At 62.1% G+C, this 21,486-nt stretch carries 20 protein-coding genes; 4 read left to right on the forward strand and 16 right to left on the reverse strand.

Going from position 1 to position 21,486, the window contains the following annotated elements; genetic code table 11:
* Window positions 1-18: 18 nt before the first annotated feature.
* From hflD to BN1143_RS09815, 12 genes are all read right to left on the reverse strand, one after another.
* Window positions 19-630 carry a high frequency lysogenization protein HflD gene (gene hflD, locus BN1143_RS09760; protein WP_005298892.1) on the reverse strand — a complete coding sequence of 204 codons (612 nt, stop codon included), beginning with the start codon at window positions 628-630 and terminating at the stop codon, window positions 19-21.
* A 158-nt stretch (window positions 631-788) separates the two neighbouring features.
* Window positions 789-1,895, reverse strand: coding sequence for a tRNA 2-thiouridine(34) synthase MnmA (gene mnmA, locus BN1143_RS09765; RefSeq protein WP_010634593.1), 1,107 nt, complete (start codon window positions 1,893-1,895; stop codon window positions 789-791).
* Between the two features lie 158 nt (window positions 1,896-2,053).
* A complete protein-coding gene (locus tag BN1143_RS09770; RefSeq protein WP_017766656.1) occupies window positions 2,054-2,521 on the reverse strand; it encodes an NUDIX hydrolase in 468 nt (155 codons plus the stop codon).
* Window positions 2,522-2,616: 95 nt separating this feature from the next.
* Entirely contained in the window at window positions 2,617-3,546 is a 930-nt protein-coding gene (locus tag BN1143_RS09775; RefSeq protein ID WP_042050393.1) for a pseudouridine synthase, read from the reverse strand.
* A gap of 77 nt (window positions 3,547-3,623) precedes the next feature.
* Window positions 3,624-4,391 carry a PTS sugar transporter subunit IIA gene (locus BN1143_RS09780; protein WP_042050394.1) on the reverse strand — a complete coding sequence of 256 codons (768 nt, stop codon included), beginning with the start codon at window positions 4,389-4,391 and terminating at the stop codon, window positions 3,624-3,626.
* Window positions 4,392-4,697 (reverse strand): PTS fructose transporter subunit IIB, encoded by a 306-nt coding sequence (locus BN1143_RS09785; RefSeq protein ID WP_042050395.1) that lies wholly within the window; start codon window positions 4,695-4,697, stop codon window positions 4,392-4,394.
* Window positions 4,698-4,938: 241 nt separating this feature from the next.
* On the reverse strand, window positions 4,939-6,345 hold the full coding sequence (gene uhpT, locus BN1143_RS09790; RefSeq protein ID WP_017780840.1) for a hexose-6-phosphate:phosphate antiporter: 1,407 nt from the start codon (window positions 6,343-6,345) through the stop codon (window positions 4,939-4,941).
* A gap of 416 nt (window positions 6,346-6,761) precedes the next feature.
* Window positions 6,762-8,669 (reverse strand): PTS fructose transporter subunit IIABC, encoded by a 1,908-nt coding sequence (locus BN1143_RS09795; protein ID WP_042050397.1) that lies wholly within the window; start codon window positions 8,667-8,669, stop codon window positions 6,762-6,764.
* 465 nt (window positions 8,670-9,134) lie between these two features.
* Window positions 9,135-9,593: a GNAT family N-acetyltransferase gene (locus tag BN1143_RS09800; protein WP_042050398.1), complete on the reverse strand. Its 459-nt coding sequence runs from the start codon at window positions 9,591-9,593 to the stop codon at window positions 9,135-9,137.
* A 135-nt stretch (window positions 9,594-9,728) separates the two neighbouring features.
* Window positions 9,729-10,178: a GNAT family N-acetyltransferase gene (locus BN1143_RS09805; protein ID WP_042050400.1), complete on the reverse strand. Its 450-nt coding sequence runs from the start codon at window positions 10,176-10,178 to the stop codon at window positions 9,729-9,731.
* 54 nt (window positions 10,179-10,232) lie between these two features.
* The gene (locus tag BN1143_RS09810) at window positions 10,233-10,508 is read right to left on the reverse strand and encodes a hypothetical protein (RefSeq protein WP_017781171.1); all 276 of its coding nucleotides are present in this window, start codon (window positions 10,506-10,508) and stop codon (window positions 10,233-10,235) included.
* Window positions 10,509-10,603: 95 nt separating this feature from the next.
* Complete coding sequence (locus BN1143_RS09815) at window positions 10,604-11,068, reverse strand: MerR family transcriptional regulator (protein ID WP_042050401.1); 465 nt, start codon at window positions 11,066-11,068, stop codon at window positions 10,604-10,606.
* Between the two features lie 216 nt (window positions 11,069-11,284).
* On the opposite strand from BN1143_RS09815, the gene BN1143_RS09820 reads away from it, so the two are divergent.
* On the forward strand, window positions 11,285-12,529 hold the full coding sequence (locus BN1143_RS09820) for an NADH:flavin oxidoreductase/NADH oxidase family protein (protein WP_042050402.1): 1,245 nt from the start codon (window positions 11,285-11,287) through the stop codon (window positions 12,527-12,529).
* Between the two features lie 209 nt (window positions 12,530-12,738).
* Here BN1143_RS09820 and BN1143_RS09825 read toward each other — a convergent pair whose 3' ends face one another.
* The gene (locus BN1143_RS09825) at window positions 12,739-13,776 is read right to left on the reverse strand and encodes a Mal regulon transcriptional regulator MalI (RefSeq protein ID WP_042050403.1); all 1,038 of its coding nucleotides are present in this window, start codon (window positions 13,774-13,776) and stop codon (window positions 12,739-12,741) included.
* Between the two features lie 273 nt (window positions 13,777-14,049).
* Between BN1143_RS09825 and malX the strand changes: the two genes are divergently transcribed.
* Both malX and BN1143_RS09835 read left to right on the forward strand, forming a co-directional pair.
* On the forward strand, window positions 14,050-15,621 hold the full coding sequence (gene malX / locus BN1143_RS09830; protein ID WP_042050405.1) for a maltose/glucose-specific PTS transporter subunit IIBC: 1,572 nt from the start codon (window positions 14,050-14,052) through the stop codon (window positions 15,619-15,621).
* 75 nt (window positions 15,622-15,696) lie between these two features.
* Complete coding sequence (locus BN1143_RS09835; protein ID WP_042050406.1) at window positions 15,697-16,899, forward strand: MalY/PatB family protein; 1,203 nt, start codon at window positions 15,697-15,699, stop codon at window positions 16,897-16,899.
* A gap of 27 nt (window positions 16,900-16,926) precedes the next feature.
* On the opposite strand, the gene BN1143_RS09840 is transcribed toward BN1143_RS09835, so the two are convergent.
* A complete protein-coding gene (locus tag BN1143_RS09840) occupies window positions 16,927-17,706 on the reverse strand; it encodes a hypothetical protein (RefSeq protein WP_042050407.1) in 780 nt (259 codons plus the stop codon).
* A gap of 356 nt (window positions 17,707-18,062) precedes the next feature.
* On the reverse strand, window positions 18,063-19,952 hold the full coding sequence (locus BN1143_RS09845) for a PTS fructose transporter subunit EIIC (protein WP_042050408.1): 1,890 nt from the start codon (window positions 19,950-19,952) through the stop codon (window positions 18,063-18,065).
* Window positions 19,953-20,686: 734 nt separating this feature from the next.
* Between BN1143_RS09845 and BN1143_RS21915 the strand changes: the two genes are divergently transcribed.
* Entirely contained in the window at window positions 20,687-20,836 is a 150-nt protein-coding gene (locus BN1143_RS21915) for a hypothetical protein (protein ID WP_005298930.1), read from the forward strand.
* A 74-nt stretch (window positions 20,837-20,910) separates the two neighbouring features.
* On the opposite strand, the gene BN1143_RS09850 is transcribed toward BN1143_RS21915, so the two are convergent.
* Window positions 20,911-21,417, reverse strand: coding sequence for a hypothetical protein (locus BN1143_RS09850; RefSeq protein ID WP_017766110.1), 507 nt, complete (start codon window positions 21,415-21,417; stop codon window positions 20,911-20,913).
* Window positions 21,418-21,486 lie beyond the last annotated feature (69 nt).

Genomic DNA, 21,486 nt, shown 5'->3' on the forward strand with positions numbered 1-21,486 from the left:
CTTTGCGCGAGCCAATGATTAGTAACGCTTGGCCAGTTCCACCATCTTCTTGCGGGCGAAGATGATCTGGGTACGGCTTCCGCCGAGCTGGCGCCACAGCACGCAGGCCCGGATGCCGGCCAGCAGCAGGGCGCGCACCTTGTGCTGCACCAGCGGCTGCTGCAGGAACAGCGGTGTACCCGCCACCTGGATTCTGGGGCCGATCGGGCTGATGAGATCGCTATAGATGCTCGCCATGTTGGCCAGGATCTGCTCGTCGAGCAGGTCGAAATGCTGTTGCTGGCGGCCGATCTGGCCGATCCGCTCACCCAGCATGTTGAGAATGTCCTTGCGCTTGGCCAGCTTGCGCTCCAGCGCAATCAGGCTCACCACGTAGCGGGTCAGCTCGGCATTCTTTTGGCTGCCGTCGGCGCCCAGCTGCTCGACCAGGGCGCGGTAGCCGTCGCGAATGGCCAGGTGGTTGCCGAACACGTCCAGCGGCTGCTTGGGGTCGGTGACCAGGATGCTGGAGAGGCTCTCGCGTAGGGAGGCCTCATCACAGGTGCCGTCGCGGGCCACCTTCTGCACCAGGTAGGCGGCCTGGCAGATGCCGGCAAAGGCCATGGTTCTGTCTTGGAATTTGTCGCTCATATCTTCACAGCCCTGTTCTGTTCATTCACCGGCCGATGCCATGATCCGGCCTGGAAGTTGCCAATCATGTATCACTGCCTTGTGCTGTTTTTTCTTTGTCCCTTCTCCCCGCGAGGGGAGAAGGGAGTAGAGCGCGGACGCTTGTGAGCGTCCAGCCCTTACACCGGATGGCTGAAACGTTGTTCGATGATGCCACCGCCCAGACACACTTCCCCGTCGTAGAAGACGGCGGACTGGCCCGGGGTGACCGCAGCCTGTTTCTCGTCGAAGATGACCCGGATGGTCTCATCGTCAATGGGCTGGATCAGGCAGGGAATATCTTCCTGCCGATAGCGGGTTTTGACGGTGCAACGGCGCGGTTCGCGAATGGGGGTGCGATCCACCCAGTGCAGCTGGCTGGCGATGAGGCCATCGGAGTAGAGGCGGGGATGCTCGCCCTGCGCCACTATCAGGGTGTTGCGCTCGACCTCTTTGTCGACCACGTACCAGGCCTCTTCGGTGGCATCTTTGCGCCCGCCGATGCCAAGGCCCTTGCGCTGGCCCAGGGTGTGGTACATCAGGCCCTGATGCTCGCCGATGACTTTGCCATCGACGGTTTCGATGGGGCCGGGCTGGGCGGGCAGGAACTTGGCCAGGAAGTCCTTGAATTTGCGCTCACCGATAAAGCAGATACCGGTGGAGTCTTTCTTCTTGGCGGTGATGAGATCCAGCTGCTCGGCGATGCGGCGCACCTCGGGTTTTTCCAGATCCCCGACCGGGAACAGGCTCTGACCCACCTGGGTTTCGCTCAGGGTGTAGAGGAAGTAGCTCTGATCCTTGTTGGTATCGAGGCCGCGCAGCAGGCGCGGGCGGCCGGTGCTGTCGTCACGGCGCACATAGTGGCCGGTGGCGATGTAGGTGGCCCCCAGCTCCTCGGCGGCAAACTCCAGGAACGCCTTGAACTTGATCTCCTTGTTGCACAGGATATCTGGGTTCGGCGTACGGCCGGCCTTGTATTCTTCGAGGAAGTGCTCGAACACATTGTCCCAGTACTCGGCGGCGAAGTTGATGGTGTGGAGTTTCATCCCCAGCTTGTCGCAGACGGCCTTGGCATCAGCCAAATCCTGGGCGGCAGAGCAGTACTCGTCCGTGTCGTCTTCTTCCCAGTTCTTCATGAACAAGCCTTCGACCTGATAGCCCTGCTGCTGGAGCAGGTAGGCCGAGACGGAAGAATCCACGCCGCCGGACATGCCGACGATCACCTTGATTTGGCTGTTGTCTGTCATTAGTCGAAGTTACCAGTTCGTTTAAACGGGGCGTATTCTACCAGAATTTCGCGCCCCCGGTCACATATCCATGCCACCGTTCCCATCAGGAACCCGGCAGCAGGAAATCGTTTTTCTTGTCTCGGCCTCACGGCGTCAAAAAGAGCCTCCAACGGCTCTTAGATAAAGGCCTTGAGGGCCGATAGCGGCAAGCGGGTGCCGGCCAGATAGTCCTGAATGCACTGCCACACCAGAGGGCTGCGCAGGGCCGGTTTGCACTCGGCAATCTCCTCCAGGGTGAGCCAGTGGCAGGCCAGCACGTCGCCGTCGGGATCCTCTGGATGGTGCTGGCCCGGCGCCTTTTCAAGGTCGAAGATGACGGCGATGCGCACAAAGGTGGCCTCGCTGTCCGCCGGCTTGTAGAGATAGACCCCGAGCCAGGCGGTGGGAGCGGCGGTGAGCCCGGTCTCTTCTTTCAGCTCGCGGCAGGCCGCCTGGACGAGATCTTCCCCCGGCTCCACGTGGCCGGCGGGCTGGTTGAAGCGGCGCTGGCCTTTTATCTCCTCTTCCACCAGCAGGAAACGGCCCTGCCAGTGCACCAGGGCGGCCACGGTAAGGCGGGCGGGCAGGGGGGGATGATCGCTCATTGGGACTCCTTGTCTTGTGTACTGTGCCTTGCTGTGGCACTCGATCAGGTTGCGCCATCTATGTTGCGGCACGCTGGCCAAATGGCTTGCTCGTGTTATTCCGATGGCTTGCTGCGGGCCGGGCGGCGCGCGGTGCCACGGCCGCCGCTGCGATTGGCCGGGCGGGGGCCCGCTTCGCGGCTGTCCCGCTTTTGGTGTTGTTCCTGGTGTTGAGCGTCACGGGTCGGCCGGGCCTTGCCGTTGCTGCCGGCTCCCTGTGGCCTGGCGGATGTGCGCGGCTTGCCGTGCGTTGCAGAATGCCGTGGCGCCGGTGCCAGCTCGGGAGCGGGCAGGGCGCGGCTCTCCCCCGGCGCCAGACCATCGAGGGTCCACTCCCCGATGGCGTAGCGGATAAGGCGCAAGGTGGGGTGGCCGATATGGGCGGTCATCCGCCTCACCTGGCGGTTGCGCCCCTCCACAATCTTGATCTCCAGCCAGCAGGTTGGGATCTCCCTGCGCTCGCGTATGGGCGGGTTGCGCGGCCACACGGCCGGTTCCTCCATGATGCGCGCCCCGGCGGGCAGGGTCATGCCGTCGTTGAGCTCTACCCCGGCGCGCAGGGCGGCCAGTTTCTCCTCGCTTGGCACGCCTTCCACCTGCACCCAGTAAGTCTTGGGGGTCTTCTCTCCCGGCTGGGTGAGGCGCGCCTGCAGCTTGCCGTCGTTGGTGAGCAGCAACAGCCCCTCGCTGTCGCGGTCGAGCCGGCCAGCGGCATAGATACCGGGCTCGGTGATGTAATCCTTGAGGGTCTCGCGGCCCGCCTCGTCGGTGAACTGACAGAGCACCATGTAGGGCTTGTTCAACAGCAGCAGCTTGCGATCGGCAGGCGCCGGTGCCGGTTTGCGCTCGCCCTCCTTGTCTCTCATGGCGTGCTGCGCCTCCCGGCGCTGGGATGGGCGCGCCGTGGCGGGCCCTTTGGCCTTGTGCTCGGTGTCAGGGCGGGCGGAGAGGGAGAGACGGGGACGGGCTGATTTCATCGCATGCATACCAAAAACAGGGGAAGGGCGAGTGTACCACAGGGGGCTGTCGCGGGCATGAACGACGGGGACGGGAGGCCAGCCGCTCAGCCGAGCAGGCCGTCGATGACGATGGCCTGACGGGCGGGGGCGGAGCCGGCGTGCAGCAGCGCCGTGCCCACCTGCTCGTCTATCAATGCGCGGGCCAGCCGGGTGAGGGGGCGCAACTGCTCGGGGGCAAGGCCGGCGGGCACTGCGAGCAAAATCAGGGTCTGCACCGGTCCGAGCGCGGAGCCCCACTCGATGGGTTCGCTGCTGCTGAGCAGCGAGAGCGCGGGGCGGCGGATGGCGGGGCAGATGACGTGGGGCATGGCGAGGCCGGGCCGGATGATGGTGGCAGCCAGCTGCTCGCGCGCGGCGATGGCCTGCTCCAGCGCTGGCCTGTCGCTTATCAGCGCGGCGGGCAGCAGATCCACCAGCACTGCCAGCGCCTGGCCCTTGTCGAGGGGGGCCGTGGCATGGCCGAGCTGGGCCAGGGTAAAGCAATAGTCGGGCAGTGCCTGAGTGAGGCGCTGCTCGGCCAGGGCGGCGCTGCCCGGGCGCCCCAGTGGCTGGCCCAGCTCCACGCACCAGCAGGTGAAGGCCATGTGGGCGAGCTCGGCATCCAGCCCCTCGATCAGCAGCAGACAGAGATCGCCGGGCTGGGTGGCCAGGGTGAGCAGGGAGAGCTGGTTGGTCGCCTCCACCGCCTGGCGGCGGGTGACGTTGATGAACTGGATATGGGACTTGAACAGCCCGGCCAGCCGACTCAGCTGCTTGGCCTGGGTGATGGTGAGTCCCAGCCGGCAGTGAAAGGAGATCTCGCGGATCAGCATTCAGACGTCGGGAGCTGCGGTCTTGAGCACGGCTACCGCATCGAGCAGCACTGCCTCCAGCGCCACCTGGTGGATAGGGCAGCCGAGGAAGCGATCTTTTTGCTCAATCTCGATATCGGAGGCGATCAGCACCAGATCGGCGCCGGCGATGTCGCGGGCGGTGAGGATGTTCTCCAGCCCCATGGCTCCCTGGGTCTCGACCTTGATCTTGAGCCCCAGCTTGTCGGCGGCTTTTTGCAGCGCCTCGGCGGCCATGTAGGTGTGGGCGATGCCGGTGGGGCAGGCGGTGACGGCGAGGATCTTCATGGGCTCTCACGGCAAATTCGGGTGGGGCAACAAGATAGCGCCAAGGGACGGCCTTGCCAAAGGGACGGAGGCAAAAATGGGATCCCGACTGCGCTCTGTTGAAGGGATGGGCAAGGGGTGAGCGTTTTTGCGGCCACAAAAGGGACGAGTGGGGAAAAGAGGGGATAAAAAACGGCCCGCCAGAGGGCGGGCCGAATACACACTACGGAGTGAAATCTTAAGATCGGGCGGATGCCGGGGCTCAGACGGACTGGGTCGCCAAAGTGGCAGCTTTCAGCTCACGTTTGATGCGGCGGATCTTGCGCTCTTCGGCAACCGCGACGCAGGCCATCAGCACCAGACAGGCGGCGGCGGCCATGTCCAGCGCCGCGAAGGTGCCGGTCCAGCCGGTCAGGCCGAAGATGGGGGTGCCGTCGGCGATCATGCCCAGACCCAGTTTGGCGAAGCTGTCACCGATGAGGTAGGCGAAGGTGCCCTTGACGCCATCGGCCACGCTGATCCCCTGCTTGGGTACGAAGCCCACGGCGGCCACGCCGATCAGCAGTTGCGGACCGAACACCAGGAAGCCCAGCAGGAACAGAGAGCCCAGGAACATGAACTGGGTGGTGGCGTGCTGGTAGAGCCCCAGGGTGGCGATGATCAGCGCCAGCGCCACGCAGGCCACCAGACCACGGCGACCGTTGGCCAGATCGGAGAGGTAACCCCACATCAGGGTACCGACCAGGGCGCCCACTTCGAAGAAGGTAAAGCCCTGAATGGCCACGTCCTTGGAGAAGCCCAGCTCCTGGTGGGCGTAGACGGTGGACCACTGGTCGATACCGATGCGCACCACGTAGAGGAAGATGTTGGCGAAGCAGAGCAGCCAGATCACCTTGTTGAGCAGCACGTACTTCACGAAGATCTGCCACTTGGTCAACTTCTGCTCTTCGGTGGCAACGTCTTCTTCGCTCGCCACTTCGTCAAACAGCTCTTCCACCTTGCCCAGGCCATAGGCCTCCGGCGAATCGCTACCAAAGCGCAGGCCGATAAAGCCGACGATCAGCGCGATGATGGAGGGGAAGATGAACATGCCGAGCACGTTGCCATCGAACAGGTAGTTGGCACCGAACAGCGCCACACCGGCCGCACCGGCGCCGCCCACGTTGTGGGAGAGGTTCCACATGCCCAGATAGGTGCCGCGCTTGTTGCGGGGTGTCCACTTGGTGATGGTGGAGTAGCTGCAGGAGCCGCCACAGCTCTGGAAGAAACCGCTGGCCGCGTAGAAGAAGATCATCAGGTAGAGGCTGAAACCGGTGCCACCCATGCTGGCACTGAAGCCCAGCATGCAGAGGGAGGAGAGGATCAGCATCAGCGGCAGGAACTGCTTGGTGTTCTTGCCATCGGCATAGTAGGAGACGATGGTCTTGCCCACCCCGTAGGTGATGGAGAAGCCAAGGCCGATCATGCCGAGCTCGGTCATGGAGAGACCGTACTCCTGGATCATGTCGTTCTGCGCAATGTTGAAGTTCTTGCGGATCAGATACATGGTCAGGTAACCGATGAACACAACCAGATAGGATTGCATAAACGGTTTGAACCAGAGCTTGCGCCGGGCTTCGACCGGCAGGTTCAGGGTGGGGACCCGGACCTGTTCGAGCAGTTTAAACATCTTCGTTCATCCTCTGCGAGATAGACGCTGTTTCCGCCGCGTTCCACCCTTTTTGATTGGAGTTGGAGGTCACGCCACGGAAAGAACAACAGGAAGCGGGCGCGCTGCGCGGCGAGCCCCTGTCGATTGAACCCATGCCCGTCCCTTGCGCCGTGGCGCGGGTCGGGTAACCACATCAGGTAGCGTGACTTTAATGAGGCGCGCTGCAAATGGCGTGAGAGCTATCCCTAGGGGGGGTAGGAAAATTTCCTAGTTTGGCGGGATCCGGCCGCGAAGCGTGAAGAGGATCACAAGCCGGCGTCGTACAGCAGAGGTGAACGGGCTCTCTCGAACCCGACAAAAGAGGAGGCCACCCGCAGGTGGCCTCGTCCGGTTTGTCATCCGTCCCGCAAGGGGGCGGCTTGGTTGGGCGGGGATCAGGCGGCCTTGGCCAGCGTCACCTCGTCACTCTTCTTCACCCGCAGTTTTTTCAGGGCAACCGCCACCACGCCGGTGACGATGGCGCCGCAGATCATGCAAAGCAGGGCCAGCAGCGGCTTGTTGACGGCGCCGAGCAGGGCCACGATGGGGCCGCCGTGGGCGACGCTGTTGGTGATGCCGAACAGGAAGGCCATCACGGCGGCGGTCATGCTGCCCAGCACGTTGGCCGGAATGACGGCCAGCGGATCACGGGCGGCAAACGGAATCGCACCCTCCGAAATCCCCACCAGGCCCATGGCGCCGGCAGCCTTGCCCGCTTCAATCTCGGTGGCGTCGAAGATGCCGAGCTTGCGACCGAGCACGGTGGCCAGCGACATGCCGAGCGGGGCGGCCGGAATGGCGCAGGCCATGGCGCCCATGAACTGGGTCTGGCCGGAGGCAATCATGCCCACCGAGAACAGGAAGGCCACTTTGTTGACCGGGCCACCCATGTCAAAGCCGGCCATGCCCCCCAGCACGATCCCCAGCAGCACCAGGCTGCCGCCGCTCATGGAGAGCAGCATGGCGTTCAGACCGGTCATCATGTCGGCAATGGGGGCGCCGATGATAAAGATGAAGACCGCAGCGATAAAGAGCGACCCGACGATGGGGGCGATCAGGATCGGCACCAGCGGCTGCACCATCTTGTGGTAGTGGCGGGTCGCAATCCAGCGCACCAGATAGCCGACCAGGAGGCCTGCGATGATGGCACCGATAAAGCCGGTACCGGCGTCGGCGCCGTAGAAGCTGCCGTTGTTGGCGATCCAGCCGCCGATAAAGCCCGGTGCCAGCGCGGGTCTGTCACCGATGGCGTAGGCGATGTAGCCCGCCAGAATGGGGATCATCAGGGTAAAGGCGGCCACGCCCACGTTGAGGATCTGGTTCCACATGCTCCCTGCCGGGATCTGCATGCCGCTTGGAGTCGGATCGCCGCCGATGGCCAGTGCCAGGGCGATCAGCAGACCCCCGGTGACCACAAACGGGATCATGTGGGAGACTCCGTTCATCAGATAACGGTAGAGATCCGAGCTGCCGCCAGAACTCTTCTCTTCACCTTTTCTATCATCCTTGTCCGCCACATAGGCGGGGGCCTTCAACGCCTGCTCAATCAGACCCTTGCCATCCTTGATGGGGGCCTTCACGCCGGTCTTGATGAGCGGTTTGCCGTTGAAGCGGGCCATGTCCACCTGTTTGTCGCAGGCCACCACGATGGCGCTGGCACGGGCGATCTCGGCCGCAGTGGGGCTGTTCTTGACGCCGATGGAGCCGTTGGTCTCCACCTTCACCTCAAAGCCCAGCTCCTTGGCCGCGCGCTCCAGGGATTCCGCCGCCAGGTAGGTGTGGGCGATGCCGGCCGGGCAGCCGGTGACGCCGATGATCAGCCCCTTGTCGGCGGCGGGCGCCGGGGCTGTTTCTTCTTTCTTCTCGAGCAGCAGTGCCAGCGCATCGGTAGGCGTCTTGGCTGCCAGCAGGGCATCGATAAAGCCCTCTTCAATCAGCTTGGCGGAGAGCTCGGCCAGCACCTCGATATGGTGGTTGGCGCCGCCGGCCGGGGAGGCAATCATGAAAAACAGCCGGGAGGGCTTGCCATCCTCGGCGCCGTACTCGATACCGGCGCGGCTGATGCCGATGGCCACCGCCGGGGTGCTTACCGCCGCACTCTTGGCATGGGGCAGGGCAACGCCCTCTTCAAAGCCGGTGTTGTCCAGCTCTTCGCGGGCCCACAGGTCCTTGATGAACTGTTGCTCGTCGCTGACCTTGCCTTGCACCGCGAGCAGGCGGGTCATCTCGGTGAAGACCTCCTCCTTGCGCGTGGCCTTTAAATCGAGCGCGATCAGCTGCTCGTTGATAAGGGTGGTGATCATGGCGTTCTCCCTGCTCCTGGCCGGAGCCTGTTGGCATCTTTTCCTGGGCTACCGCCCAGGACATGCAGACAAAAGTGACCCCACTATTATCCCGCCCGCAGGGCCGCGCACCTATCGGACAAAACTGCGAAATACTGGATTTTTGTGCGACATGGCCTTGTGTGTGATCCTGATCGCACAGCAGACCAGCTGACAAAATGGGTCTTGATTGAATCACAAATTGCTTTTTTATAGTTAAAAATCAATGAATTGAAAGTGTGCGTGCCGATGTGCAGCTGCCATTGAGCCAGCCCTCATCTTGGCTAAGGGAGCTACATTGCTAGAAATTTGTGAGGTAATGAGAGGCTCCTGGATGTGAGCCAAAGCACATAAATGGCGGTAATCAGGGGAAGAGGAGGGGTGGCAAGGTGGAGAAACGTCGTGAGCCATCGGGTGGCTGCCATGTGGATGGTGGCTGAGAGTGGATTAAAAGTAGGTTGGCGGTTCGCCGACATAGCGTGGCCGCCTATGAGAGAAATACATGCAATCACCCCCCGGAATGCGCCTATACCCCAGCCTCTCGTAGAAGTGATGGTCGATATCTGCATGGAGGAAGGTGGCGATGGCATCGGGACTATCCAGCAGCATGCCTGTCACCCCACGCAGTAGATGGGCGCCAAATCCTTGCCCCCTCATCGCCGGTGCCGTTGCCAGTGAACCTATGCCAAAACAGCCCTGGCCAAGGCCAAATCGGTCCCGATAGACGATAAGGGAAGAGACAGGCTGATTGTCCATAATCAGGACATACCACACACCGGAGCGGTATTTTTGACTGGCGTGGCAGCTCGCCAGATATTCAGTCGGTGACAGTCCTTCGCCCCAAGCATCAAAGCCCATCCAGAAGATGGCATTCAGTTCATCTGGGCTGGCTTTTCTTGTCTGCATCCTGCATTCATTCCTTTACCAGTGTCATGGTGCTCGATATGGCTCTCGTTGCTTTCGATGAGATGTGGCGACGCTGAATTGATCCCCCCACCATTTATCCCCAGGGCGCTACAGGCTGCTGAGGGGGGGGATAGCCTAGCCCAGTTCAAGGTAGAGCCGCAGCATATCCTTGTGCTGGATGCCGTGCTCCATCAGGGGCTCCGGGTAGTGGGTAAGGAAGTGATCCTTGATGACGCCATCCACGCGAAAGCCGTGGCGCTGGTAATAGGTGAGCTGGTGGCCGAAGCTGCCGGTGCCGAGTTCGACGCGGCATACCCCTTTCCCGGCCAGATTCGTCAGCACGAAGCGCAGCAGGCCGGAGCCGATACCTTGCTGCTGTCGATTGGGGGCAACGGCGATATTGAAGATCTCGGCCGTTTGCTCCCCCACCAGACCCGCCACACAGGCGCCCACTACCTCGTTGCCCGCCAGAGCGGCAAAGCCCCAGGCGCCGGGCAGATAGGTGGCAATGCGCTGCTCTGCGGGATCGGCCTCCAGCAGCAGCGCCAGCGGCAGTTGACCGGGGGTCATTTCGACAAAGGTCATCTTTATTTCTCTTTTATCTCGCTCTGACTGTCCGGGGGCGCCGTCTTCTGGGCCTCAATACTCCAGAAACTTCTCGCCGCAGCGCTCGCAGATAAGGTGCTTTACATGGGTGGCCTGATAGGCGAGGGTCTGGCCGAATACCGCGTTGGTCAGGCTGCTGGAGCGAAAGGCTTGCCAGAAGGCTTTGCGCGGATCCTTGGGCATGATGTCCTGGCTGTGATCCCGTGGCACCAGCACCACGATATGGCGGGTGCGCTCCCGGCATTTGTCACAGCGATGGATTTCGCTTGGTGGCTCGCTTTGGGGTTGGGCGGTGCACTCTGTTGTCATGATGATGACCTGTTATGGATGGCGCGCCCATCATAGTCTTCTTCAGTTGGCTCTCAATCCCCCATGCTGGGGGCGTGTGCTGGTTGCGAGCGGGATCACTTTTTGGGGTGCGTAACGGGCTTGGTTGCGATGGTGTTTTTTACGATGCCCTCGGGGGAGGGAATACCCATGCTGGCCAATACCCGGGCGGCGTTCTCTTCACACGGCATCTCGTCGGGTTTGGACTCCACCAGCCGGATCAGGGCCTGCAATTGCTGCTTGCTGTGGGCAAGTCTTGCCTCCAGCGCTTCTATGTCGCTCACCTTGGCCTCGAGCGCCGCCAGTAGCGGGGCGTGTTGCCAAGAACTGATATCTGCGGGCACCAACTGCTTGATCTCGTCGAGGGAGAAGCCCACCTGTTGCGCCTGGCCGATGATGGTCAGCAAGGGTACCGTCTCGGGCGGGTAGTCGCGATAGCCATTGGCACCCCGCCGTACCTTGCTGAGCAGGCCTCTGGCTTCGTAGAAGCGGATGGCCGAGGCCGCCATGCCGGTCTTTTTGGCCAGTTCACCGATCTTCATCTTGCCTCCTGGGCTGCGGGTTGGCGGGTCTGCCCGCCAAACGGCGGGATCAAGGGGAATTCTAGGGTTAAAGCCCGCTTGAATGTCAACGGCACTGAGCAGGGACTGTGCGGGTGGATAGCATTTCTCCCATCGCGACGGCATCCCGATAAAGGGGCTTGACCTTCAAGTCAGCTTCAAACTTATGGTGGGGTCCTCATTACCGAGGAGATCGCCATGAATCCATTTACTCCCCTGACCCTGCCCAATGGCAGCCAGCTTATCAACCGCCTCGCCAAGGCGGCCATGGAAGAGAGCATGGCCGACCGTGACCATGCCCCCTCAGAGGCGCTGATCCAGCTTTATCGTACTTGGGCAGAGGGTGGCGCCGGCCTGCTCATCACCGGCAATGTGATGGTGGACGGTCACGCCATGACGGGGCCGGGGGGCGTGGTACTCGATTCCCACGATCTCTCCCCAGAGCTGGCCGAGCGTTTCAGTGCCTGGGCCGAGGCGGCCAAGAGCGGGGGCGCCCAGATCTGGATGCAGATCAACCACCCCGGTCGCCAGATGCCGGCGGCGCTGGGGCAGCCCACCCTGGCCCCTTCCGCCGTGCCCATGGCGCTCGGCAGTTTCTCGAGGCAGTTCGCCCCGCCCAGAGCCATGAGCGAGGCCGACATTGCCGAGGTGAAGGCGTGCTTCATCAACACGGCGCTGTTGGCACAGCGTGTCGGTTTTGACGGAGTACAGATCCACGCCGCGCACGGCTATCTGCTGAGCCAGTTCCTCTCGCCGCTCACCAACCAACGCAGTGATCGTTGGGGCGGCAGTCTTGAGAATCGCGCCCGTTTGCTGCTGGAGATAGTAGAAGGGATCCGTCAGCAGGCGAGGGAGTGCTTCTCACTGTCGGTCAAGCTCAACTCCGCCGACTTTCAGCGTGGCGGCTTCAGCACCGAGGATGCAAAGGCGGTGGTGGAGATGCTCAACCCGCTCGGGGTGGATCTGGTGGAGCTCTCCGGCGGCAGTTACGAGGCGCCCGCCATGCACGGCCAGGCCCGCGATGGTCGGACTCTGGCGCGGGAGGCCTATTTTCTGGAGTTCGCTCGGGAGATCGTCTCCGTTGCCCATATGCCCGTGATGGTGACCGGGGGAATTCGCCGCTATCCGGTGGTGGAGCAGGTGCTTGGCAGCGGGGTGGCGGTCGCCGGCATGGCCACTGCGCTGGCCATCGCCCCGGATCTGCCCGCCAGATGGCACCATGAGCAGGCAGCAAGTGCCGAGCTCAGGCCCATCCCCTGGCGCAACAAGGTGCTGGCCTCGGTAGGTTATATGGCGATGGTGAAATACCAGTTGCGGCGGCTGGGGCGCGGCCAGCCGAGCCGCCCCAAGATCGCGCCCGCCCTGGCGCTGGCCTGCCAGCAGTGGCAGACCCTGCTTGGCAACGCCCGCTATCGACGCTGGATCAAGGTGCAGGAAAAGTGAAGAGGTAGCGGCTCGTGAATCTGCCAGCCTTGCCAGCTCAGGCCGATGCCCGTTTCTGCGGTTTGCTGGTGAGCGGTGATGATATGGCGGGTGGGGGCACGCTCGGGCTTGCCCAGCCAACTCAAGCCGACGCCCGCTTCTGCGATTTGCTGATGAGCGGTGATGATATGGCAAATTCGGTCTGCTGCAGACGGACCTGCCTTGCCAACTCAGGCCGACGCCCTCTTCTGCAAGCTGGGGGTGATGATATGACGGGTGGGGGCGAGTTCGGGCTGCTGCATCCGGGTCAGCAGGCGCAGGGCGGCCTGGCGGCCTATCTCTCGCGCCGGCGAGCTGACGAAAGTGAGGGCGGGGGAGGTGAGCTCGGCCTCCGCCACGTCGTCAAAGCCGAGCAGGGCCACCTGCTGGCCGATGTAGTTGTCCTTGCCCACGCTGCGCCCGCTCGCCTCGACGCCGTAGATGCCACCGAGGGCCACCTCGGGGTAGTGGCAGAGCACGGCGGTCACCTTGGGGTGCTGATGCAGCAGCTGGGCGATGGTGTCGGCGGCGCTGCGCTGGGTGCGTTCACACTCCAGTACCCACTCCGGTTTGAAGGGCAGGCCGTATTGCAGCAGGCTGGCGCAGTAGCCGCCGATGCGCTCGGCGCGGGTGAGGGAGTCGGCCCGCCCGCCGACGTAGGCGATGTGGCGATGACCCTGTTCGATAAGGTAGGTGGTGGCCTGCTGGGCGGCGTGGGTGTTGTCCGGGCCGATAAAGTCCACGTCGTCCCGATAGTAGGAGCGGGCGGCGCACACCAGCGGCAGCGCCGAGTCGAGCAGGGGCTCCAGCGGATTGGCGGCCGCGCCGCGCACCGGGTTGAAGATGATGCCCGCCACCCCCTGGCGTGACAGGGACTGGATGCTCTGTTGCAGCCGCTCCGGGCTGTGGCCGCACTGGGTCAGAAACAGCAGATAGCCCTGCTGCTCCAGCACCTCGCTCACCCCGGCGGTCACCTCGGTATAGAAGGGGTCGGTGATGTCGCGCAGGATCAGCCCCACCAGGTTGGATTGCTGGCTGCGCAGGTTGGCGGCGGCACTGTTGGGCACGTAGTCGAGCGCCCTGATCGCCTGCTGCACCCGCTCGGCGGTGGCCGGCGAGATGCGTCCCTTGCCGTTGAGCACCATGGAGACGGTAGTGACCGACACTCCCGCCCACTGGGCGACGTCGGTGATCTTGGTGGCTTTGGCAGAGAGGGATTTGGGCGACATAGGGCGAACGGGCGACGGCGAGTTGAGAGCGAGGCCCCAGCATACCTGCTCATATGCCTGAGTGAAACGTTACATCACCATCGGGCCGATCCGGCTCACAGTTTTGCAAGCACTTCCCTGACAGCACTTATATTCTGTGATCCTGTCGGCACTTGTGAGTTGATAAAACGTTTTATCATCCAGCAAAACCAGATACGGCTCGCCGTTGCCATCCGTCAGGGAGGCCACCGGGCAGGCGTATCGAATGACCCTCACCTCACAAGGATCTGACACATGGCCAAGTCCCCCGCCAAATCCACCATCTGGGAGTTCCTGCAGAGCCTCGGCAAGACCTTTATGCTGCCGGTCGCCCTGCTGGCCTTCTCGGGCATTCTGCTCGGTGTCGGCAGCTCGCTCACCAGCGATGCGGTCAAGCAGAGCATGCCCTTCCTCGACAATACCGTGCTGCAACTGCTGTTCCTCTGGATGACCAAGGTGGGGTTGGTGGCCTTTATCTACCTGCCGGTGATGTTCGCGGTGGCCATTCCGCTGGGGCTGGCGCGCGAAGAGAAGGGGGTGGCGGCCTTTGCCGGTTTCGTCGGCTATGCGGCGCTCAACCTCTCCATCAACTTCTACCTGACGGTCGCCAACGTCATCGGTGACGCAGCGGCGGAGAAGGCCTACGGGGTGAAATCCATCCTCGGCATCAGCTCCATCGACACCGGCATTCTGGGGGCCATCATCGTCGGGGTGATTGTCGCGAGGCTCCACGCCCGCTTCTATACCTACAAGATGCCCGATGCGCTCGCCTTCTTCGGCGGGGCCCGCTTCGTGCCCATCATCACCGCCATCGTGCTGGGGGTGGTCGGTCTGGTGGTACCCCTGGTCTGGCCCTGGTTCGCCGCCGGCATCAACGGTATAGGGGCGCTCATCTCCCACGCCGGTCCCTTCGGCCCCTTCCTGTTCGGTACCGGTGAGCGTCTGCTGCTGCCGCTCGGTCTGCACCACATTCTGGTGGCGCTGATCCGCTTTACCGAGGCGGGCGGCACATCGCTGGTGTGCGGCAACGAGGTGAGCGGCGCGCTCAACATTTTCTACGCCGAGCTCTCCTGCGCCGACACCACTCAGTTCTCGGTGTCGGCCACCTCCTTCCTCTCTCAGGGCAAGATGCCGGCCTTCCTCGGTGGCCTGCCGGGAGCGGCGCTCGCCATGTATCACTGCGCTCGCCCGGAAAATCGCGGCAAGATCAAGGCGCTGCTGGTCTCCGGCGTGGTCGCCTGCGTCATCGGTGGCATCACGGAACCGCTGGAGTTTCTGTTCCTGTTCGTGGCGCCCGTGCTCTACGTCATTCACGCCATCCTGACGGGTTTGGGCTTTATGACCATGGGGCTGCTCGGCGTCACCATCGGCAACACCGACGGCAACCTCATCGATTTTCTGGTGTTCGGCGTGCTGCAGGGCACCGCCACCAAGTGGTATCTGGTACCGGTCGCTGCCGCCATCTGGTTTGCCATCTACTACAGCGTGTTCCGCTTCGCCATCGTGCGCTTCAACCTGAAAACCCCCGGCCGGGAAATCGAGACCAGCGAGGCTGCTCAACCCGCGGGCAAGAAGGCAGGCAACAGCGGCTACAACGGCGAAATCATCCTCAATGCCCTGGGCGGCGCCGGCAATATCCTGGCGCTGGACAACTGCATTACCCGCCTGCGGATGTCGGTGCAGGACATGAGCCGGGTCGATGACAAGGTATTGAAGGCGAACGGCGCCATCGGGGTGATCAAGCTCGACGAGCACAACCTGCAGGTGGTGATCGGGCCCCAGGTCCATCTGGTGAAAAACCAGCTGCAGAGCCTGATGGGGGCCTGAGTCGGCCCTCTGTTACCCTGCGTCGGGGGGCGCCAAGCCCCCTTGTTCATTGCTGTTTTTACTGGCGAGAAAGAGATGCCCACTACCGAATCCTTTGATTTTGATCGCCTGGTCGATCGCCACGGCACCTACTGCACCCAGTGGGACTATGTGGCCGACCGCTTCGGCCACGCCGACCTGCTCCCCTTTACCATCTCCGACATGGACTTCGAGACTGCCCCCTGTATTCGTCAGACCCTGGCCAGGCGCCTCGAACACGGGGTCTTTGGCTACAGTCGCTGGAATCACGACGACTTCAAGGGGGCGGTGAGCGACTGGTTTGCCAGCCGCTACGGGGCTTGCCTCGACCCCGATACTCTGGTCTACGGCCCCTCGGTCATCTACATCATCGCCCAGCTGGTGAGCCTCTGGTCGGCGCCGGGGGAGGGGGTGCTGGTGCATACCCCCGCCTACGACGCCTTCGGCAATATGCTGGCTGCCAACGACAGGGTGCTGCTGCCCTGTCCGCTTAAAAAAGAGCAGGGGAGTTACCAGATAGACTGGCAATGTTTCGAGCAACAGGCGGCCCGCCCCGATTGCCGGATTTTGCTGCTCTGCAGCCCCCACAACCCCACCGGCCGGGTCTGGACGCGGGATGAACTGGGCCGGATGGCCGACATCTGCCAGCGTCACGAGGTCAAGGTCATCTCGGACGACATCCATATGGATATGAGCTTTGCCCCTTACTTGCCGTGGAGCGAGGTGGCGCCGGATGACAACTGGGCACTTGTGAGCTCGGGTTCGAAATCCTTCAATATTCCGGCCCTTGGTAGTGCCTACGCCTTTATCGCCAACGCCGAGGCGCGGGCCGCCTATCTGCAGCGGCTCAAGGCGGCTCATGGCCTCTCATCGCCGCCCATTCTCGGGGTGCTGGCCCATATCAGCGCCTATCGAGACGGCGCTGCCTGGCTCGATGCCCTGAAAGCCTATCTGCACGGCAACCTCGTCCAGGTGGCGGCGCGGCTCAACGCAGCCTTCCCCGCCATCGACTATCGGGTGCCCGAGGGGACCTATCTCGCCTGGATTGACCTGCGCGGCCTTGGCATCGACGCCACCGAGCGGATGGATGCGCTGCAAACCTTGCTGGTGGAGAAGTACCGGGTCGCCATCATGCGCGGCGACACCTATGGCCCCGAAGGCAAGGGCTATCTTCGCCTCAACGTCGGCTGCCCTCGTTCAAAAGTAGATAAAGGCCTCGATGCCCTGATCGGTGTGCTGCAAGAGCTGCTGGCCAGATAGCGCACCGCCGCCCTCGGGCGGCGGTTGCTATTTCGAGGCGGCCTTGTCAGGCCGATAGCGGGTCTCTTCTATCTGATCGAAGCGCAGGATCAGGGTATCACCCCCCTTGAGGCGATAGGCGCAGTGGGAAGCGTTGCAGGCGATGCGAATATGAGGCTCATCCCCCAGCAGAGGAGACTGACTATGGGCCTCTGTCTGCGGCCATTTGTCTTGTTCGAGGCGGGAGATCTGTGTTTGTGCCTCTTCGACACCTTTCACAAAGAACCAGAGCGCACCCATGACGGGGATCAATACGGATAACAACAAGAAGGCAAATTTGTCATAACTATTCACCATCCAAACAAATACCTTGAAAAGAGAAGGCGCGGGGTAACGTCGGCGCTTTTTAGCTCGTTTTACCAGCCAGCGGTATAAGCTCGACGTTTGCCATAACCAGGTGAGGTGGAGTCTTCTGCGGGGGCTGGTGATTAGGATGAAAGCCATAAAGAAAATTGTGAGTATGCTACCCAATACAGGCCACATCCAAGGTTTGAGCATATTGAGAGTCGTGAGCAGACCAAAGGCTAGCAGATAATCTGCCGGCGGGGAAAATTCGGCATAGTCCAGGTTAAACGCCAAGGTATAGCCATAGTGATAGGCCATCCCTAGGAGATAGGTTGCTGCTGTCAGGGCAGGAATGGCCGCCACGACTAATCCCGCAAAGCGCCAAGTTGTCCCTTTTTCTTCGGGTTCCAGCTCAGCATTGCGCAATGTTTTTATATGTTGGCGAAGCCAGCGCCAACGGGCAGCGGCTGTTCGATTACTCACTGGGCGTCCCTTCACTCATCTAGTTGATATATGAATCTGTCAGAGAATAGCGCGGCTTCGAAACCGAACCTTGTGCGAACCGCAGGTACAGCAACTGGCGTTTATTCGGGATGGCGGGCGAGGCACTCGGGTAGGGTGAGCCGTACGTCCGTCAGATCCATCTGTGCAAGGCTCCGTCCATGTGTGGTCGCCAGGCCGGCTGGCAGGCGAAGGCACAATATGGCTCCTATCTTATCGATCCTGTGGGTGAGGTCGCCATCCCCGTTCGGGCGGCTGACGAAGGCTTGCAGCCTGATGCCGGGATAAAAGAAGGGGCCCTTGGCCCCTTCTGTCGCAGGTACTCTCAAGTCTCGTTGTCAGGCCACCTGGCGCCCCGGCTGGGTGCGGGCCAGCAGCCCCTCCGGGTTGTGGATGGCCTCCCGGGTCTTCACATCGATGACCTCGATATGGGCGAAGCGCTCCCTGTTCTTGATGGCCACGTCGTGGGCCAGGATGACGCAGCGGGCGTTGGCCACGTCCTTGGCGCTGATCCGGTTGATGATGCCGTTGGCGCCCTGGGTTTCCACTTTCAGCTTGATGCCGGCCTTGGCGGCTGCCTTTTGCAGGCTCTTGGCGGCCAGGAAGGTGTGGGCCACGCCGGAGGGGCAGGCGGTGATGGCCAGCACCTCGGCTTCCCCTTCCGCCTCGATGATCTGGTACTCCTCCTGGCGCTCGTTGCTCTCTTCGGTGTCACTGACCGGCTTTTTCAGCAGGTTGACGATAAGGGCCGTGGTGAGGGCACCGAGCAGGGTGCCGAGGATATAGCCCATCTTGCCCTCGACTACCGGCAGCACGATCCAGCCGCCCCAGGGGGCGTGGTTGATGCTGTGCATCATGAAGCCGGTGATGTTGCCGACGATGCCGCCTGCGACGATGGCCGGGATGACGCGCACCGGGTCGGCGGCGGCAAACGGAATGGCCCCCTCGCTGATGCCGATCATGCCCATGATGGCGGCTGCCTTGCCCGCTTCATGCTCCTCTTTCTTGTAGCGTTTGGGCGAGAGCAGGGTGGCCAGCGCCATGCCGAGCGGCGGCACGCAGATGGCGATGCCGACCCCACCCATCAGCCAGGGCTGGGTGTTGACCTGGGTCTGGGCGAACAGGGTGGCCACCTTGTTGATGGGGCCGCCCATGTCAAAGGCGGTCATGCCGCCGAGGATGGCCCCCAGCATCACCTTGCCCGAGCCCGCCATGCCGGAGAGCCAATGGTTCATCCCCTCCATCATGGCGGCGATGGGGGCGCCGATGACCCACATCACGATGCCGCACACCAGGAAGGTGCCGATCAGCGGATAGATGAAGATGGAGCCGAGCGAACTCATGGAATCCGGCAGCTTGATGCGTTTGAGCTGGTTGACGATGAGACCGGCGATAAAGCCCACCAGGATGGCGCCGAGAAAACCGGTGTGAAACTGCTGCACGGCAATCCAGGAGCCGATCATGCCGGGGGCCAGGCCCGGTTTGTCCGCCATGGAGTAGGCGATGTAGCCGCCCAGCACGGCGGTAAACAGGGTGAGCCCGGCAATCCCCATGTCGGCCATGTCCTTGAGCACGCCCGCCTCGGGCACGGCGCCCTTGCCGCTGATCATCACCGACAGCGACAGCAGCACGCCCCCCGCCACGATAAAGGGGATCATGTGGGAGGTGCCAAACAGCAAATGTTGCTTGAGGGTGTTGAGCTGGGCCTTGATGCCGCGCTCCTGCGGCTCCGCCGGCTGGGCTGGTTGCGCCCGGGTGGGGGCGGCAGGGGCTGCGGACGGCCCTGGTGCGGCCAGCAAGGTGAGTACCTCGGCGTGGCTGGTGGCCGCCTGCATGCTGGCGATGAAACCGGGTTCCAGCAGCTTGGTGGAGAGCTCGGCCAGCACCTCGATATGGTGGTTGGCGCCACCCGCCGGGGAGGCAATCATGAAGAACAGCTTGGAGGGCTCGCCATCTTCGGCGCCGTAGTCGATGCCCTGGCGACTGATGCCGACCACGATGGCAGGCTCTCGCACCGCCTCGCTCTTGGCGTGGGGCAGGGCGACCCCCTGCTCGAAGCCGGTGTTGTCGAGCGCCTCCCGCGCCCAGAGGTCGCGCACAAACTGATCCTGACTGGCTATCTTGCCGCTGGCCTTGAGCCTCTCGGCCAGCTCGACAAACAGCGCCTGCTTGTCGTGGGCCGCAAGATCGAGGCAGATCAATCCTTCATCTATCAGGGTGGTGAGCATGGTTCTCTCCTGGCTGGTGCCGTCCGAATGGAACTGGTCCTGTTGAAACTGTGGTGCAACGGGTTGACCTGCCTATTGTTTCTCCCAAGTGCCTCGGCCGAAATCGGACATATGTGCCCTTTACTGGATTTTTGTGTTGATGGCGCCTGCCTGTGACCCTGCTCGCATTTTGTTCGGTTAGTAAAGACCGCGGGTGATGAACAAAAAAAGCTTTAAAAACAGATGATTATTCTTGGTGTGGGGGCAATTCATCACCAGTCGGCGGTTAGAGGGCTTGCTCTTTGTGGGCTGAAGGATGGAGATTTGTGTGCTCTAGCGAGCGGAAAAACTGTGAGCCGGTTGGCAAAAGCTGCTGCCTGGCCCTGGGCGGCGCTTATGGTGGCGGGGCTGCAAGGGACGAAAACACGGGGCGTGAAAAATTAGTGCATAATCGGCGCCTTGAAAAGGGCGTGTGAACTCGCTACGAGATCACTTTAAGATACTGATATTTAATGGTTTACATCTCATGCACAGGAGCGGGAAGTGAGTCTGTTGAGCGCCTTTAGACGGTTTTACGAGAGGCGTTTAATCATTTTTTAGATTGCTTTGTGCATATCCAATCGTTTATTTAGTTGGACAGTTTTGGCAAACCGGAAGTCAAACTTGATGAACCGACAGGCCAACGCCCTTGATGCGGAGTGTGCCGTCAACCCGTTTTACTTGTCATGTTCACCCAGATGTAAGGAGACATCCTGATGGAAAATTTGGCCCAAAATATCGACACCATGCGCGAAGAGTTCAAGCAACAGGAGCGCAAACAGGCCCACGACAAATGGCAGGCCAGGGTCGAAGAGCTGCAGCAGATCCGTGCTGAAGAGCCTCAGTCGGAGGCAGTAGAGGAGTGACCTCGCCATGGGCCCGGCGCTGATGCGTGTGGCCCGGCTGAATGCAAAACCCCCGCCTGTATGGCGGGGGTTTTTTATTGCAACTCGATGGCGTTGTGGTTCTGCCACTGGCGCAGGCGCTGTTTGAGGGAACCATCGCCGGGGGGGATGAAGTCATCCATCAGGTAGCAGCGGTTGTCGCCGCTCTTCTGAAAGTGGAGGCTGACGGTCTGCGGCTCTTTCTGGGCGTCGGAGAGGGCGAACAGATAGTGCATCCTGACCGTTACCCCTTGCTCTTGCTCCTTGGCCAGGGTGAAGCTGACGGGCTCGCTCACCTCGCCATCCTGGGCGTTGATCCAGGGGTCGGCATCGATGGCGCACACCTCGCCATCGGCGTTGCACTCGGCCTCGCTGCTCAGCACGGCGAAAAAGTCGGGGGTGAGCAGCGCCTTGAGCGGCGCCGGATCGGCGTAATAGAAATCCTTGTGCTCGCTCCAGAACGCCTTGGCCAGCCTGAGTGCCACCCCCTTGTCGCAGGCGGCGTGCACCGGGCCGCCCAGCAGCGCCAGCAGTAAAACGGATAGTCCGCAGTAGCCTTTCATGATGTTCTTCCTGAACTGGGGCCGGCTGACAGTGCTGCTCCGGCGGGTATCAAGGCATGTGATAGCCAG

The sequence above is a fragment of the Aeromonas dhakensis genome (assembly GCF_000820305.1).
Lineage (GTDB): Bacteria > Pseudomonadota > Gammaproteobacteria > Enterobacterales > Aeromonadaceae > Aeromonas > Aeromonas dhakensis.

What these genes read in the sequence shown, in the direction of transcription:
- BN1143_RS09780 (WP_042050394.1), bottom strand. Translation starts at nt 4,391, where the DNA reads ATGCTGATCCGCGAGATCTCCTTTCACTGCCGGCTGGGACTCACCATC.
- BN1143_RS09850 (WP_017766110.1), bottom strand. Translation starts at nt 21,417, where the DNA reads ATGAAAGGCTACTGCGGACTATCCGTTTTACTGCTGGCGCTGCTGGGC.
- BN1143_RS09785 (WP_042050395.1), bottom strand. Translation starts at nt 4,697, where the DNA reads ATGAAGATCCTCGCCGTCACCGCCTGCCCCACCGGCATCGCCCACACC.
- BN1143_RS09835 (WP_042050406.1), top strand. Translation starts at nt 15,697, where the DNA reads ATGCCCACTACCGAATCCTTTGATTTTGATCGCCTGGTCGATCGCCAC.
- hflD (WP_005298892.1), bottom strand. Translation starts at nt 630, where the DNA reads ATGAGCGACAAATTCCAAGACAGAACCATGGCCTTTGCCGGCATCTGC.
- BN1143_RS09820 (WP_042050402.1), top strand. Translation starts at nt 11,285, where the DNA reads ATGAATCCATTTACTCCCCTGACCCTGCCCAATGGCAGCCAGCTTATC.
- BN1143_RS09815 (WP_042050401.1), bottom strand. Translation starts at nt 11,068, where the DNA reads ATGAAGATCGGTGAACTGGCCAAAAAGACCGGCATGGCGGCCTCGGCC.
- BN1143_RS09825 (WP_042050403.1), bottom strand. Translation starts at nt 13,776, where the DNA reads ATGTCGCCCAAATCCCTCTCTGCCAAAGCCACCAAGATCACCGACGTC.
- BN1143_RS09800 (WP_042050398.1), bottom strand. Translation starts at nt 9,593, where the DNA reads ATGCAGACAAGAAAAGCCAGCCCAGATGAACTGAATGCCATCTTCTGG.
- BN1143_RS09810 (WP_017781171.1), bottom strand. Translation starts at nt 10,508, where the DNA reads ATGACAACAGAGTGCACCGCCCAACCCCAAAGCGAGCCACCAAGCGAA.
- mnmA (WP_010634593.1), bottom strand. Translation starts at nt 1,895, where the DNA reads ATGACAGACAACAGCCAAATCAAGGTGATCGTCGGCATGTCCGGCGGC.
- BN1143_RS21915 (WP_005298930.1), top strand. Translation starts at nt 20,687, where the DNA reads ATGGAAAATTTGGCCCAAAATATCGACACCATGCGCGAAGAGTTCAAG.
- BN1143_RS09795 (WP_042050397.1), bottom strand. Translation starts at nt 8,669, where the DNA reads ATGATCACCACCCTTATCAACGAGCAGCTGATCGCGCTCGATTTAAAG.
- uhpT (WP_017780840.1), bottom strand. Translation starts at nt 6,345, where the DNA reads ATGTTTAAACTGCTCGAACAGGTCCGGGTCCCCACCCTGAACCTGCCG.
- BN1143_RS09775 (WP_042050393.1), bottom strand. Translation starts at nt 3,546, where the DNA reads ATGCATGCGATGAAATCAGCCCGTCCCCGTCTCTCCCTCTCCGCCCGC.
- BN1143_RS09805 (WP_042050400.1), bottom strand. Translation starts at nt 10,178, where the DNA reads ATGACCTTTGTCGAAATGACCCCCGGTCAACTGCCGCTGGCGCTGCTG.
- BN1143_RS09845 (WP_042050408.1), bottom strand. Translation starts at nt 19,952, where the DNA reads ATGCTCACCACCCTGATAGATGAAGGATTGATCTGCCTCGATCTTGCG.
- BN1143_RS09770 (WP_017766656.1), bottom strand. Translation starts at nt 2,521, where the DNA reads ATGAGCGATCATCCCCCCCTGCCCGCCCGCCTTACCGTGGCCGCCCTG.
- malX (WP_042050405.1), top strand. Translation starts at nt 14,050, where the DNA reads ATGGCCAAGTCCCCCGCCAAATCCACCATCTGGGAGTTCCTGCAGAGC.